The 15,342-nt window shown below is 73.8% G+C and carries 10 protein-coding genes; 3 read left to right on the top strand and 7 right to left on the bottom strand.

From position 1 onward, the window contains the following. Window positions 1-4: 4 nt before the first annotated feature. Window positions 5-958, bottom strand: a complete 954-nt coding sequence (locus tag H7X46_RS19830; protein ID WP_186360823.1) for a nitroreductase — start codon at window positions 956-958, stop codon at window positions 5-7. A gap of 191 nt (window positions 959-1,149) precedes the next feature. Here H7X46_RS19830 and H7X46_RS19825 point away from each other — a divergent pair, with 191 nt between their 5' ends. After that, window positions 1,150-2,844 (top strand): GAF domain-containing protein, encoded by a 1,695-nt coding sequence (locus tag H7X46_RS19825; protein ID WP_186360822.1) that lies wholly within the window; start codon window positions 1,150-1,152, stop codon window positions 2,842-2,844. Window positions 2,845-2,859: 15 nt separating this feature from the next. Here the strand turns inward: H7X46_RS19825 and H7X46_RS19820 are convergent, their stop codons facing one another. Next, window positions 2,860-3,504, bottom strand: a complete 645-nt coding sequence (locus H7X46_RS19820; RefSeq protein WP_186360821.1) for a response regulator transcription factor — start codon at window positions 3,502-3,504, stop codon at window positions 2,860-2,862. A 60-nt stretch (window positions 3,505-3,564) separates the two neighbouring features. Then, window positions 3,565-4,560 (bottom strand): nitroreductase family protein, encoded by a 996-nt coding sequence (locus tag H7X46_RS19815; protein WP_186360820.1) that lies wholly within the window; start codon window positions 4,558-4,560, stop codon window positions 3,565-3,567. 99 nt (window positions 4,561-4,659) lie between these two features. Here H7X46_RS19815 and H7X46_RS19810 point away from each other — a divergent pair, with 99 nt between their 5' ends. Continuing rightward, complete coding sequence (locus tag H7X46_RS19810; RefSeq protein ID WP_186360819.1) at window positions 4,660-5,805, top strand: PIN domain-containing protein; 1,146 nt, start codon at window positions 4,660-4,662, stop codon at window positions 5,803-5,805. A 69-nt stretch (window positions 5,806-5,874) separates the two neighbouring features. Here H7X46_RS19810 and H7X46_RS19805 read toward each other — a convergent pair whose 3' ends face one another. Next, the gene (locus tag H7X46_RS19805) at window positions 5,875-6,582 is read right to left on the bottom strand and encodes a DUF2188 domain-containing protein (RefSeq protein ID WP_186360818.1); all 708 of its coding nucleotides are present in this window, start codon (window positions 6,580-6,582) and stop codon (window positions 5,875-5,877) included. Between the two features lie 95 nt (window positions 6,583-6,677). Beyond that, window positions 6,678-7,076, bottom strand: coding sequence for a DoxX family protein (locus H7X46_RS19800; RefSeq protein WP_186360817.1), 399 nt, complete (start codon window positions 7,074-7,076; stop codon window positions 6,678-6,680). Between the two features lie 160 nt (window positions 7,077-7,236). Here H7X46_RS19800 and H7X46_RS19795 point away from each other — a divergent pair, with 160 nt between their 5' ends. Beyond that, the gene (locus tag H7X46_RS19795; RefSeq protein ID WP_186360816.1) at window positions 7,237-7,860 is read left to right on the top strand and encodes a VTT domain-containing protein; all 624 of its coding nucleotides are present in this window, start codon (window positions 7,237-7,239) and stop codon (window positions 7,858-7,860) included. Between the two features lie 1,191 nt (window positions 7,861-9,051). Here the strand turns inward: H7X46_RS19795 and H7X46_RS19790 are convergent. Both H7X46_RS19790 and gltB read right to left on the bottom strand, forming a co-directional pair. After that, complete coding sequence (locus H7X46_RS19790; protein WP_186360815.1) at window positions 9,052-10,503, bottom strand: glutamate synthase subunit beta; 1,452 nt, start codon at window positions 10,501-10,503, stop codon at window positions 9,052-9,054. Next, the gene (gltB, locus tag H7X46_RS19785) at window positions 10,496-15,067 is read right to left on the bottom strand and encodes a glutamate synthase large subunit (RefSeq protein WP_186360814.1); all 4,572 of its coding nucleotides are present in this window, start codon (window positions 15,065-15,067) and stop codon (window positions 10,496-10,498) included. Before gltB ends, H7X46_RS19790 begins: the two co-directional genes overlap by 8 nt. Between the last annotated feature and the right edge of the window lie 275 nt (window positions 15,068-15,342).

Raw genomic sequence — 15,342 nt, 5'->3', positions numbered from 1 at the left:
CCGATCAGCCCGGCTCGACGACCGGGGCGCGGCGCGGGGTCGCCGGCCCCGCCGCACCGTGGCCCAGCCGGAGCACCACCTGCGGCGGCCGGGTCCCGCCGAGCAGCCGGCGGACGCGGTCGCGGACGTCGGGGACCTCGACCAGGGGGGACAGGAAGGATGCGGCCAGCCCCTCGGCGGTCGCGGTCAGCAGCACCCGTTGCAGGGCCTCCCCGGCGCGCAGGTCCTCCCGCGGCCCGTCGACGTGCACGCTCAGCACCCCGATCAGCGGGCCGTTCCCGGGCGCGCGGCCGGGCCGGACCGGGGCCGGGCGCGGTCCACCGGCGGACGCGGGGACGCCGTCGTCGCGAACCCCGGCGTCCCCGGTCCACGCGGCCACCTCGGCGGCGAACGCCGGGTCGCGAGCCTGCCGGGTGTGCGCCTCCCGGGCGAGCGTGCCGAGCTGCACCAGCTCGGCCGGTTCGGTGACCAGCTGGAGCCACGCCCCCTCCTCGAACGCGGCGCGGCACAGCGCGGACCGTGCCGTACCGGGCACCGGGGTCTCCCGGAACGGCCGCCGGTGGGTGCGCCGGCGGGGTACCGCGTCGAGCAGCCGCTGCTGTTCTGCACTCGCCCGGACCGTGCCACCGCGCCGGACGACGGCGACCAGGTCGGGATCGCGGGCGTCCGGGACCCGCGTGACGATCGGCCGGATCCCGGCGCCGACCAGCGCCAGCCGCAGCGTGTACAGCGCGGCACCGCAGCCGATCCGCTGCTCCCGGCCGGTCGGGTCGGCGACCGGTAGCCGCCGGCAGGCGTCGGCTCGCAGCTCGATCCGGTCCGGGCACAGCCGGAACCGCCACGGCTGGCTGTTGTGCAGCGACGGCGCCCGCGTGGCGAGCACGAGCAGGCCGGCGGTCGCCCGGGCGTCGAGGCCGAGCGCGCCGCCGAACCGCTCCGTGCGACCGGTGGCGTCCATGCCGGCCCTCTCCGTCGCCTGACGTGGCGTGCACACCGCGCCACGGCGACGATGGTCGCCCGGCGGCGCCCGGCCGGTCAGGTGCGAAGGTCCCGCGGCGGGCGTGGTCCGTGGCTGCGCACGGGTTACCGGCGTGAACGGTTGCCCGGGTGCCGGTGTGCTGCCAGGTTCGCCGTGGAAGGTGGTGCACGATGGACGGGAACGAGCCGGGCGAGCTGGCCCGCCTGCTGTCCGGATTGCGCCTCGACCAGCTGATCGGCGAGGTGCAGGAGCGGCTCGGCGAGATCGCCGGAACCCGGCGGCGGATGCAGAAGCTGCTCGACGCGGTGCTGGTCGTCGCCGCCGGGCTGGAGCTCGACGCCACCCTGACCCGGATCGTGGAGTCCGCGGTGGACCTGGTGGAGGCCCGCTACGGCGCGCTCGGCGTGCTCGCCCCGGACGGCTCGATCAGCCGGTTCATCGACATCGGACTCGACGACGAGACCCGCGCGGCGCTCGGCCGTCCACCGGAGGGCAAGGGCCTGCTCGGGGAGCTGGTCGAGGACCCGCGGCCGCTGCGGCTGGCCGACCTCTCGACGCACCCGGCATCGGCCGGCTTCCCGCCGAACCACCCGCCGATGCGCAGCTTCCTCGGCGTCCCGATCCGGGTGCGCGACGCGGTCTACGGCAACATCTACCTGACCGAGAAGATCGGCCCGGAGGGCGGGCCCGCCGGGTTCACCGCGGACGACGAGCTCATCCTGCAGGCGCTGGCCGCCGCGGCCGGGATCGCGGTACAGAACGCCGACCTGTTCGAGCAGGGTCTGCTGCGCCAGCAGTGGCTGGAGGCGTCCGCGGAGATCCGCGGCGAGGTGCTGGCCGGCACCGGCGAGCCGGACACGCTCGCCCTCGTCGCGCGCCGTTGCCTGGAGCTGTGCCGGGCCAGCGGCACGCTGATCGCCCTCGGCCCGGACGGCGACGGCGGCTTCCGGGAGGGTGCGGTCGCGGGCCGGGCGTGGCCGCACGGCGGGCTCGGCGGGACGGCGCTGCGCGACGTCGTCGAGGGCCGCCAGCCGGTCCTGGCGGACAGCTCGCACGCCTTCCTCGGCGGTTCCGCCGCCGGGGAGGCCGGTGGCCCGGTCGTCGCCGTGCCGATGCGCGCGGTGGAGCGGGTGATCGGGGTGCTGATCGCCCAGCGCGACCCGGCCGGCCCGCCGTTCCGGCCGTCCGAGTTGCCGTTGCTCGTCTCGTTCGCCGACCAGGCCGCGCTGGCACTGGAGCTCGGCGAGAAGCAGCGGGCCCAGCAGCAGCTGGCGGTGCTCGCCGACCGCGACCGGATCGCCCGCGACCTGCACGACCACGTGATCCAGCGGCTGTTCGCGGTGGGACTGAACCTGCAGGGCACGCTGCGCCGCACCGGTGACGGCGAGGTGCGGGACCGGGTCGCCCAGGCCGTCGACGAGCTGGACCGCACGGTCCGCGAGATCCGCACGGCCGTGTTCGACCTGCACACCGCCGACAAGGCGGCCGGTGGCCTGCGCCGCGGGCTGCTCGACGCGGTCGCCGACGTCGCCGCCGAGTCCGGGCTCGCGACCTCCGTGCACACCGTGGGTGCGGTGGACACGCTCGTCCCGGCCGCCGTCGCGACCCACGTGCTGGCCGTGGTCCGGGAGGGTGCCACCAACGCCGTCCGGCACGCCCGGGCGGCGACCCTGGCCGTGACGGTCGCGGCGGACCGCGAGCTCCGCGTCGACATCGTCGACGACGGCAGCGGGCTCGGTACCGCCGGACGGCGCAGCGGGCTGCGCAACCTGGCGGAGCGGGCCGCGGAGCTGGGCGGGACGTTCACCGCGGACACCCCACCCGGCGGCGGTACCCGCCTGGTGTGGACGGTGCCGCTGGGCTGACCCGCGGCCGCCCGGTCAGTCCCGGCGGCGGCGCTCGACGGCGTACACCGCGGCCTCGGTGCGGCGCGCGTAGCCGAGCTTGTGCAGCATCGACGACACGTAGTTCTTGACCGTCTTCTCGGCCAGGTGCAGCTGGGCGCCGATCTGGCGGTTGGTCAGGCCGTCCGCGACCAGCTCCAGGATCCGCTGCTCCTGCGGGCTCAGGGAGTCGTAGCGCGGGTCGGGCTCCGGGCCGCGCCGGCGCATCCGTTCCCGCACGGCGGCGGTCGCCTTCGGGTCGAGCAGCGAACCGCCGGCGGCGACCGTCCGGATCGCGCCCACGAGGTCCACCCCGGCGACCTGCTTGAGCAGGTACCCGGACGCGCCGGCCATGATCGCGCCGAACAGGGCCTCGTCGTCGGCGTAGGAGGTCAGCATCAGGCAGGCCGGCGGCGGGGTGGTCGAGGACCGGACGTCCCGGCAGACGGTCACGCCGTCGCCGTCGGGCAGCCGGACGTCGAGGATCGCCACGTCCGGGCGCAGCGCCGGCAGCCGGGCCGCCGCCTCCGCGGCCGTGGTGGCCTCACCGGCCACGGTGATGTCGTCCTCGAGCTCGAGCAGCTGGGCCAGCCCGCGGCGCACGATCTCGTGGTCGTCGAGCAGGAACACCGAGATCGTCACGATCGCCTCCGGCCGCCGGTCGTCCTGGTCCGCGACCGAGGCTAGTGCCCTCCCGCCGGATCAGCTCCCGTGCACCAGCACGTCGTGGAGCCGTCGGCGCGGCGTGGCCGGCAGCTCGCGGTCGTCCGGCGGGTGCCCGATCCGGATCAGCAGCTGCGGGTGGTCGGAGACGTGCAGGAGCCGGGCGGTCAGCGCCTTCCGGGTCACCGGGGCCTCCAGGATCCGGGACAGCGGGCAGGTCCCGAGCCCGGCCCGGGTCGCGGCGAGCAGCACCGCACCGGCCGCCTCCCCGGCGGCCAGGTGGGCCGGGTCGTCGTCGGCCGGGGTGGTGAGGACGACGACGGTCGCCCGGTCGGCCTCGAGTGCCGTCACCGGCATCGACCCGGCGGGGAACCGGACGCCGAGCTCCGGCTCGCGCGGTCCGAAACCGGGGACCGTCTCGGCGTGCACGCCGTCGCGGGAACCCGCGTAGCGGTGGGTCCACAGCATCTGCTCGGCCGCGTAGCCCGGGCGCTGCCGCATCTCCCGGGCCGCCTCCTGTTCCAGCTCGACGAGGTGGTCGTGGGCGGACTCGGGGACGACCGTGAGCGCGACGCCGTACCGCGCCGCGCGGGCGGCGAGCGCGTCGCGGGTGCGCTCGGGGAGCCCACCGTCCGGGAACGCGCGCCGGTCGGTGCGCCGGCGGCGGATCGCCGGGGCGAGGATCGCGTCGGCCCGGTCGGTGTCGCCCGGTGGCTGCCCGGTGAACCGGACCGTCGCCAGGTGGTGGGTGTCGTCGCTCGGGAACCGGATGATCTCGTGACCGACGCCGGCCGCGGCCAGCGCGACGTGCAGGGTGGTGAGCGCGGTGCCGCAGCTGACAAGGTGGTCGCGCCGGTCGGGATCGGTGAAGGGCAGCCTGCGGTCCGGGTCGGCGTACAGCTCCACCCGGTCGGTGCTGATCCGCCAGCGCCACGGCTGGCAGTTGTGCACCGACGGCGCCAGCAGCGCTGAGTCGACGGCGTGGCGGACCGTCTCGGTACGGGGCAGGCCGGTGGTCTCCGGTGCGGCGGTCATGTGGTCCTCCCCTCGTCGGAATCTCCCAGTGTCCTCCGGACCGGGCCCGCCGGACAGACCTCGTGAGCACTCCATTCGGGCGGGGCATACCCTGCCGCAGTGGCCCATGAGGACGAACGCATCGCCCTGCTGCTCGACTACGAGAACCTCGCGATCGGGGCCCGGGACGGGCTCGGGGTCGTCCCGTTCGACTTCGGCCCGGTCTCCGACGCCCTCGCCGAGCGGGGCCGGGTGGTGGTCCGCCGCGCGTACGCCGACTGGTCGGCGTTCGACGAGGACCGGCGCCTGATGGCCCGCGCCCAGGTGGAGCTGATCGAGATCCCGCAGCGGATCGGCGGCTCGCGCAAGAACGCCGCCGACATCAAGCTCGCCGTCGACGCCATCGAGCTCGCCTACGAGCGCGGGTTCGTGACGACGTTCGCCATCGCCACCGGCGACTCGGACTTCACCCCGCTCATGCACAAGCTGCGCGAGCTGGACAAGCGGGTGATCGGGATCGGGGTGCAGTCGTCGACGTCGGCGCTGCTGCCGCCGGCCTGCGACGAGTTCCTGTTCTACGACCGGCTCCCCGGGGTCGAGCCGACCCAGGCGCCGGCCCCGCCGCGGCGCCGCCGGGGAACCCGCCCGCCGGCGTCCCCCGAGGTGCCCGTGGCGGCGGTCGCCGTTCCGGAGCCGGAGCCGGTCGAGGCGCCCGCCCCGTTCGACGTGACGTTCCGCGACGCGGCGGAGACCGCGGAGGAGACCGCCACCACCGGGGCCGAGGAACGCGACGTGGACGGGCTCGTGGTGAGCACGCTGACCGGCCTGCTCCGGCACGCCGACGGCCCGGTGCTGGCGTCCCGGCTCAAGCGGGCGATCCTGCGCAAGGACCCCACGTTCGACGAGGCCGACCACGGCTTCCGCGGGTTCGGCGAGCTGCTGCGTCACCTCGAGGGCCAGCGGAAGGTCACACTGACCGCGGGCAACGCGCAGGGCGACCCGGAGATCGGGATCCCGGAGGACCCGGCCGCCGACCACGACGCGTTCGCGCTGCTGGTCGAGGTGGTGCGGGACCTGACGGCGGCCGGCGGCCCGCCGCAGCTCTCCGGGCTGAAGGACCAGCTGCGCAAGCGGGTCCCGGACTTCTCGGAGAAGCGCTACGGCTTCGGCAGCTTCCTGTCGTTCGCGAAGGCGGCCCGGGCCCGGGAGCTGATCGACATGGAGTGGAGCGACGAGACCGGCGACTACGTGCTCCGGCCCGCGTGACAACGCGCCGGGACGTGCCCACCTGCCGGTGGGCCGGGCGTGGCCGCCTGAAGGGCGCGCCGGCCGCGGTCAGCGGCCGGTCGTGGTGCGGGTGCCGCGCCGGAACAGCCGCCCCGCGCCGGCCGTGACCGCGCCGGTCACGCCGAACGCCGTCGCGACCGCGCCGGCGGCGACCCGGCTGCCGAACCGGACCGGGTTCAACGGCCGCGAGACGCGCGCGGCCAGCTCGTCGATCCGGGTGGCGGCGCGCTCGCCGTCCTCCCGGAGCCTGCGGGCGAACCGGGCGCCGGCGTCGTCGAGGTCGTCCTCGGCGCGCGCACCGATCCGGGCGGCCCGGTCGGCGGTGCGCACCGCGGAGTCCGCACCCCGGTCGGCGACGCTTCGCGCGGTGCCCGCCGAGCGTTCGGCCGACGCCGTGACCTCGTCGGTGACCTTCCGGGCGGTCTCCGCGGTGTCCGTGCGCACCTCGTCGGCAGCCGCGCCGACCGTGCGGGCGGCGCCGGCCGCGGTGTCCCTGGCCGCGTTGCCGGTCGCGGAGGTGGTGGCCTTCACCGCCGTGCCGGCCGGCTCGTCGGAGCCGGCCTCCACGGCCCGGCGCTCCCGGACCGAACCGTCGGTGCCGTAGACGACGAGGTTACCGCCGCCGTCATTGGCGATGATCTCCACTGCCCGGTTGATCGCCTCCGCCCGGGTGGTCGCCCTGGCACTGGGGCGCTGGGCGTTCTCCTTCTCGACGGCCCAGCCGTCGTCGACGGGCTTCACGTGGCGATCCGCCATCGGATGTCCTCCTGCACGAGTGGTGGGGCGGCGCCGGGTCCCCGGCGCCGGTCTCACCTGTCGCGTTCCCGCCGGTCCGGCCGGACAAACGCAGGTCACCGCGTGGTGGTGAGGGTCTCCCGGCGCCCGTAGGCGATCACCGCGGCGAGCACGCCCAGCACGATCGGGGTCACCACCAGCGCGCCGCCGTGCAGCACGAAGGCCTGCGTGAGCGCGGCACCGATCATCAGCAGCACCAGCCCGACGGCCGCGGGCCCGCAGAACCGCCTGGTCAGCAAGCCGATCCCACCGGCAAGTTCCAGCAACCCGACGACGTAACGCAGCCACTGGCCGACCCCGATCCCGTCGAAGATCGCGACGGCGAACGGGTCGCCCCACAGTTTCGGGGCGGCCGAGGCGAGCGCGAAGAACAGGCCGAGCAGGATCTGCAGCACCCACAGGGCGCGGTGCGCGGCGGGGGACAGGGACCGGTGGGTGACGGGCGGGACGGACATGGCGGGCCTCCGGAGCTTCGTGACGGGTTGTCACCCCTGTGACCGGCGCACCGGTCCGAACTCATCTGTGAGAGTCGCCGCAGTTCGGGGGGATGCCCCACTCACCCCGGGGCCCGGATCTGCCAGGGTGGGGGAAAGTCACCGGCAGGGAGGTCTTCGGGTGGAGCTGGTCACCGCGATCCTGCAGAGCGCGTGGTTGCTGCCCGCGCTCGTCCTGATGATCGCCGTGGACGGCCCGGTGCCGATGCTGCCCAGCGAGACCCTGCTCATGTCGTCGGTGGCGTCGGCGAGTGTCGCCCGGAACCTCCCGATGCTGGCCGGGTTGTTCTTCGCCTCCGCGGCCGGTTCGATGGCCGGGGACCTGGCGGTGCACGCGCTCGGCCGCGGCTCGCACCGGCTGCTCCCGCGGTCGGCGCAGGCCGAGCACGGCGTCGCCCGCTGGATCCGCTCGAACCTGTTCCGCCGGCCGGTGACCGCGCTGGCCGCGGCCCGGTTCCTGCCCGGCGGCCGCCTGGTCAGCTGCGCCGCGGCCGGTCGCCTGGGCCTCGGCCTGGGGTCGTTCGTCGCCGGTTCCGCGGTCAGCTCGACGCTGTGGGCGTGCTACATGCTCGGGATCGGCCTCGCACTGGGCCCGGTGACCGGCGGCAACCCGCTGCTGTGCGTCCTGGCCGGCGCGGTGCTGGCGGTGCTGACGGCGGGGGCGTTCGCGATCGCCCGGCGGGTCCGGGCCGCCCGGCGGCCGGCTCCCGCACCGGCCCCGGCTCCGGCGCTCGCAGCCAACTGATCTCGGGCGATCACCGCGCCGGTGCCGGGCGTCTCGCCCTCGGCCACGTGCTGATCGCGACGCGCTCCGCCGGGGTGACTCGCACGATGTCGCCACCTCCGGGGCAGGAACGCGCTGATCGATCTGGGAGCGCGGGGGTCAGGCTCACGTTTCCGCCCTCGGCGGGGCGAGAGGGTGCTGATCGATCTGGGGGCGGGGAGCCAGGCTCACGTTTCCGCCCTCGGCGGGGCGAGAGCGTGCTGATCGATGTGTCGGTCGGGCGCCAGGGTCGCGTTTTCGCCCTTGATGGGGCGTTTCCGTGCTGATGATCATGCGACGTCAGGGTGAGTTGCGCGATTTCTCCCTTGGTCGGGCGGGAGGGTGCTGATCGATATGTGCGTGGGCGTCCTGGTGCACGTTTTCGCCCTCGGCAGGGCGAGAGGGTGCTGATCGATCTCGGCGGGCGGGGGCGAGGTTCACGTTTTCGCCCTCGGCGGGGCGAGAGGGTGCTGATCGATCTGGGGGCGGGGAGCCAGGCTCACGTTTCCGCCCTCGGCGGGGCGAGAGCGTGCTGATCGATGTGTCGGTCGGGCGCCGGGATCGCGTTTTCGCCCTTGGTGGGGCGTTTCCGTGCTGATGATCATGCAGCCCGGAGGGGCTCGCGCGACACCCGGCGCAGGACGCGCTCGCGGACGATGAAGGTCCCACCGGACACCGGGTCCGCGGTCGTGACCGCGGTACCCGGTGTCCCGATGGTGCCCGGCACCGACAGGGGCTCCCGGTTCTGCAGGTGCCGGTCGACGGGTTCAACGCCCGAGACCGCCCCAGGTTGTGGTCGGAGTGCCCGCCAACGGGGACCCGACCGTGAGCGGCATCGTGCCCGCGCCGGGCGGGGTGAATCGGTTCCGTACGGCGGGCCGGAGCCCCACCGGCGCGCTCTCCGGTCGCCGGGCGACGCCGGACGGAAACCGCGCAGGCCCGGCCGACCCCCATACGGCCGTGGCCGCGAACGCACGCCGGCCCGCCCGCGAACGCACGCCGGCCCGGCCGCGAACGCACGCGGGCCCGGCTGCGAACGCACGCGATCCCGGCCGCGACCGCACACGGTCCGCGCACGCACACGAGCCCGGCCGCGCGGGCGTGCGCGGCCGGGCCCGGTCGTCGGGATGCCCCGTGGCGACTCCGAGCGTGCGGAGTCCACCCGTGGCGGCGTCAGGCGATCTGCCGGTCCGTGGGGTTGATCGGCCGGGGCAGGACGGTCCGGCCGGTCAGGTAGGCGTCCACCCCGGCGGCCGCGGCGCGGCCCTCGGAGATGGCCCACACGATCAGCGACTGCCCGCGGCCCATGTCACCGGCCACGAACACGCCGTCCGCGGACGACATGTAGTCGTCGTTGCGGGCGACGTTGCCGCGCTCGTCGAGCTCCACCTCGAGGTCGCTGAGCAGCCGGCCCTTCTCCGGGCCGACGAAGCCCATCGCCAGCAGCACCAGCTGGGCCGGCAGTTCCTGCTCGGTGCCCGGGATCGGCTCGAAGCCGGAGTCGCCGCGCTTGACCTCGACGATGCGGATGCCGGCGAGCTTGCCGTCGGCGTCCTTCACGAACTCGGTCGTGTTGACCGAGAACAGCCGCTCGCCGCCCTCCTCGTGCGCCGAGGACACCCGGTACACCGTCGGGTACGTCGGCCACGGCATGTTCTCGGTGCGGTGCTCCGGCGGGGTCGGCATGATCTCCAGCTGGGTCACCGACCGCGCGCCCTGGCGGTGCGAGGTACCCAGGCAGTCGGCGCCGGTGTCCCCGCCGCCGATGATGACCACGTCCTTGCCCTCGGCGGAGACCGGCGGGGCGTCCAGGTCGCCCTGCTGCACGTGGTTGGCCCACGGCAGGAACTCCATGGCCTGGTAGACGCCCTCGGCGTCGCGGCCGGCGGCCGGCAGGTCCCGCCACGCCGTCGCCCCGCCCGCGAGCACGATCGCGTCGTAGCCCGCGCGCAGCTCCTCGACGGTGATGTCGGTGCCGACGTCGACCGAGGCCCGGAAGTGGGTGCCCTCGGCGACCATCTGCTCGAGCCGCTTGTCGAGGCGCGACTTCTCCATCTTGAACTCGGGGATGCCGTAGCGCAGCAGCCCGCCGATCCGGTCGGCCCGCTCGAACACGACGACGTCGTGCCCGACCCGGGTGAGCTGCTGGGCGGCGGCCAGCCCGGCCGGCCCCGACCCGACGACGGCGACCTTCTTCCCGGTCCTCACCTTCGGCGGTTCCGGGGTCACCCAGCCCTCGTCCCAGGCCCGGTTGATGATCTCGACCTCGACCTGCTTGATCGTGACGGCGTCGTCGTTGATGGCCAGCACGCACGCCGCCTCGCACGGGGCGGGGCACAGCGTCCCGGTGAACTCCGGGAAGTTGTTGGTGGCGTGCAGCCGCTCGATCGCCTCGCGCCAGTCCTTGCGGTGGACGAGGTCGTTCCACTCGGGGATGAGGTTCCCCAGCGGGCAGCCCTGGTGGCAGAACGGGATGCCGCAGTTCATGCAGCGCCCGGCCTGCTTCTCCAGGGTCTGCCGCGGGAAGTCCTCGTAGACCTCGCGCCAGTCCATCAGCCGCAGGTCCACCGGACGCCGCTTCGGCGTCTCCCGCGGGGTGGTCATGAAGCCCTTGGGGTCACCCATGAGCAGCCTCCATGATCGCCTCGTTGACGTCGCGCCCCTCGCGCTCCGCGTTCTCCGTCGCGAGCAGCACGCGCTTGTAGTCCTTGGGCATGACCTTGCCGAACCGCTCGACCGCGCGTTCCCAGTCGGTGAGTAGCGCGTGCGCCACGGTGGAGCCGGTCTCGGCGTGGTGCCGCTCGACGTGGTCCCGGATGATCGACCGGTCCTCGTCGGTCAGCGGGTCCAGGTCCACCATCTCCTTGTTGACCCGGGCCGTGTTCAGGTCCAGCACGTACGCCACCCCGCCGGACATGCCGGCCGCGAAGTTGCGCCCGGTCCGGCCGAGGACGACCACCTGGCCGCCGGTCATGTACTCGCAGCCGTGGTCGCCCACGCCCTCGACGACGGCCACCGCGCCCGAGTTCCGGACGCAGAACCGCTCGCCGACCACGCCGCGGATGTACATCTCCCCGGAGGTGGCGCCGTAGCCGATCACGTTGCCGGCGATGACGTTCTCCTCCGCGGGGAACGGCGCCCCCGGGTCCGGCCGCACGGTCAGCCGCCCACCGGAGAGGCCCTTGCCGAAGTAGTCGTTGGTGTCGCCGACCAGCCGCAGGGTGATGCCCTTCGGCACGAACGCGCCGAAGCTCTGGCCGGCCGACCCGGTCAGCGTGACGTCGATCGTGTCGTCGGGCAGGCCCTTGCCGCCGTGGATCCGGGTCAGCTCGGAGCCGAGCATGGTGCCCACGGTGCGGTTCACGTTGCGCACCGGCAGGTCCAGGGTGACCTGGTCGCCGTTGCGCAGCGCGCCCTCGGCCAGCTGGATCATGGTGTTGTCCAGTGCCCTGTCGAGGCCGTGGTCCTGCTCGCGGGTCCGCTTGCGCGGCACCTCGTCGCCGTGATCGCCGACCTCGAAGATCGGGGCCAGGTTCAGGTGCTTCGACTTCCAGTGCTGCGCGGCGGCGTCGACGTCGAGGACGTCGGCGCGGCCGATGGCCTCGTCGAGCGAGCGGAAGCCCAGCTGCGCCAGGTACTCCCGCACCTCCTCGGCCACGAACCGCATGAAGTTGACGACGTACTCGGCCTTGCCGTCGAACTTCTTGCGCAGCTCCGGGTTCTGGGTGGCGACGCCGACCGGACAGGTGTCGAGGTGGCAGACCCGCATCATGATGCAGCCGGAGACCACCAGCGGGGCGGTCGCGAAGCCGTACTCCTCGGCGCCGAGCAGCGCGGCGATGACCACGTCCCGGCCGGTCTTCAGCTGGCCGTCGGCCTGCACGGTGATCCGGTCGCGCAGGTTGTTGGCCATCAGCGTCTGCTGGGTCTCGGCCAGGCCGAGCTCCCACGGCCCGCCGGCGTGCTTGATCGACGACAGCGGGGAGGCGCCGGTGCCGCCGTCGTGGCCCGAGATGAGCACGACGTCGGAGTGCGCCTTGGACACGCCGGCCGCCACGGTCCCGACGCCGACCTGGGACACCAGCTTCACGTGGATGCGGGCCCGCGGGTTGGCGTTCTTCAGGTCGTGGATGAGCTGCTTGATGTCCTCGATCGAGTAGATGTCGTGGTGCGGCGGCGGCGAGATGAGGCCGACGCCCGGCGTCGAGTACCGGGTGGTCGCGATCCACGGGTAGACCTTGCTGCCGGGCAGCTGGCCGCCCTCGCCGGGCTTGGCGCCCTGCGCGATCTTGATCTGGATGTCGTCCGCGTTGACCAGGTACTCGCTGGTCACGCCGAACCGGCCGGACGCGGCCTGCTTGACCGCGCTGCGGCGGGAGTCGCCGTTCGGGTCGGTGGTGAACCGGTCGGGGTCCTCGCCGCCCTCGCCGGTGTTCGACCGGCCGCCGATGCGGTTCATCGCGATCGCGAGGGTCTCGTGCATCTCCTGGGAGATGGAGCCGTAGGAGATCGCGCCGGTCGCGAACCGGGTCATGATCGATTCGATCGGTTCGACCTCGTCGATCGGCACCGGCGGCCGCAACCCGTCCTTGAACCGGAACAGGCCGCGCAGCGTCATGAGCCGCTTGGCCTGCTCGTCGACCGCCGTCGTGTACTCCTTGAAGATCTCGTAGCGCCCGGAGCGCGTCGAGTGCTGGAGCTTGAAGACGGTCTGCGGGTTGAACAGGTGCAGCTCGCCCTCGCGGCGCCACTGGTACTCGCCGCCGACCGGGAGGGCCCGGTGCGACGCGCGGACGTCGTCGGCCGGGAAGGCGCGCCGGTGGTGGGCCAGGACCTCCTCGGCGAGGACATCGAAGCCCACCCCACCCAGCCGCGACGAGGTGCCGGTGAAGCAGGAGTCGATGACGTCCTGCCCCAGGCCGACGGCCTCGAAGATCTGCGCGCCGGTGTAGGACGCCACGGTCGAGACGCCCATCTTGGACATGGTCTTGCGGACACCCTTGCCGAGCGCCTTGACCAGGTTCTTCGCCGCGGTCCGGCCGTCGACGCCGGGGATGTCACCGCGATCGGCGAGGTCCTCGACGGTGGCCATCGCCAGGAACGGGTTCACCGCGGACGCGCCGTAGCCCAGCAGCAGCGCGATGTGGTGCACCTCGCGGGCGTCGGCGGACTCGACGACCAGGCCGACCCGGGTGCGCGTGCGCTCCCGCACCAGGTGCTGGTGGACGGCCCCGGTCAGCAGCAGCGACGGGATCGGCGCGCGCTCGGCGTCGACACCGCGCTGGGACAGCACGATCAGCCGGGCGCCGCGCTCGATCGCGCGGGACACCTCCTGCTTGATCTCGGCGAGCCGGGACAGCAGGCCCTTGCCGCCGTCGCGGGCCAGGAAGGTGCCGCAGACGACGTGCGAGGCGAACCCGGGCAGCTCGTTGTCGTCGTTGATGTGGACGATCTTCGCGAGGTCGTCGTTGGTCAGCACCGGGAACGGGACGACGATCGTGCGGCAGTGCGCCGGCGTCGCGTCCAGCAGGTTCTGCTCCGGCCCGAGCTGGCTGAACAGCGAGGTGACGAGCTCCTCGCGGATCGCGTCCAGCGGCGGGTTCGTGACCTGGGCGAACAGCTGGTTGAAGTAGTCGTAGAGCTGCCGCGGGCGCTCGGAGATCGCGGCGAGCGGCGCGTCGTTGCCCATCGAACCGATCGGCTCGGCCCCCGACGCGGCCATCGGGCGGAGGATGACGTTGAGCTCCTCCTCGGTGTAGCCCAGGGCCTGCTGGCGGCGGGTCAGCGTGTCGTGCGACGGGACCTCGCGGGTGCGGTCGGGCAGCTCCTCGAGCCGGATGAGGCCGGCGTGCAGCCACTCGGCGTACGGGTGCTCGGCGGCCAGCTCGCCCTTGATCTCGGCGTCGTCGACGATCTTGCCGCGCTCGGTGTCGATGAGGAACATGCGGCCCGGCTCGAGCCGGCCCTTGCGGACGATCCGCTCCGGCTCGACGTCCAGCACGCCGACCTCGGAGGCGAGCACGACCAGGCCGTCCTCGGTGACCCAGTAGCGGGCGGGGCGGAGGCCGTTGCGGTCGAGCACCGCACCGATCCGGGTGCCGTCGGTGAACGCGACCAGCGCCGGTCCGTCCCAGGGCTCCATCAGGGTGGAGTGGTACTCGTAGAACGCCCGCCGGGCGGGGTCCATCTCGGTGTTGTGCTCCCAGGCCTCCGGGATCATCATCAGCACCGCGTGCGGCAGGCTGCGGCCGCCCAGGTGCAGCAGCTCGAGGACCTCGTCGAAGGTGGCCGAGTCCGACGCGTCCGGGGTGACGATCGGGGTCAGCCGCGACAGGTCGCCCGGCAGGTTCGCGGACTCCAGCAGGGCCTCGCGCGCGGCCATCCAGTTCCGGTTCCCGCGCAGGGTGTTGATCTCACCGTTGTGCGCGACGTAGCGGAACGGGTGGGCCAGCGGCCAGGCGGGGAACGTGTTCGTGGAGAACCGCGAGTGCACGATGGCCAGCGCCGAGGTGACGCGCTCGTCGGTCAGGTCCGGGTAGAACGCGGCGACCTGCGGCTCGGCGAGCATGCCCTTGTAGACGATGGTGCGCGGCGACAGCGAGGCGAAGTACGTGTCGTGCGCGTGCTCGATCCGCTTGCGCAGGCAGAACGTGCGCCGCTCCAGCTCGATCCCGGTCGGCGCGCTCTCCGGCGCGTCGCCGGCCAGCTCGATGCCGCCCACGAACAGCTGCCGGAACGCGGGCATCGCCGCCAGTGCGGTCGGGCCCAGCTCGGCGGCGTCCGGGTCGGTGGGCACCTCGCGCCACCCCAGCACCGTGAGGTTCTCCTCGGCGGCCAGGCCGGCGATCGCGGCCACGGCCGCGGCGGCCTCCTCGGCGTCCCGCGGCAGCATCGCGATACCGGTCGCGTAGGCGCCTTCAGCGGGCAGCTCGAAGTCGGTGACCTCGCGGTAGAACTCGTCGGGAACCTGGATCAGGATCCCGGCGCCGTCACCGGTGTTGTGCTCGGCGCCGCGTGCACCACGGTGTTCCAATCTCAGCAGTGCCTCGATGGCCTTCTGCACGATGGCGTGGTCGCGCTTGCCGGTGACGTCGGCCAACATGGCCACACCGCAGGCGTCGTGCTCGTGATCGGCGGCGTACAGACCACCGGGCGAGGGGCGACGCGTCTGGTCACTGATCGCGGCCAACTGCTCCTCCTGTCGTCTCGGTGCACCTCTGCCACCCGCATCGGACGACCCGGGACCCGGCAGCTTGCTGCGGTCCGAAAAGGGTTTTCAGAGTACAGCGAGCCCCGGAGCGGGACGTGCGACGTAGGCCGTTCGGGTGCACCGTGCCGCCGGCGCGGGGCCGACGGAGTTCTCCTTCGGGCACGACGAGCGGCCGGGCGCTGGCTTTCAGAACCCGGCCATCCCTGCGGCACGGTTCGACCGCACACCCCGGCGAGTGCGGTCTGGCGAGTGCA

The organism is Pseudonocardia sp. C8, from assembly GCF_014267175.1.
Classification (GTDB): domain Bacteria; phylum Actinomycetota; class Actinomycetes; order Mycobacteriales; family Pseudonocardiaceae; genus Pseudonocardia.
The sequence above is the reverse complement of the archived record's forward strand: the minus strand, read 5'-3'. Positions and strand labels throughout refer to the sequence as shown.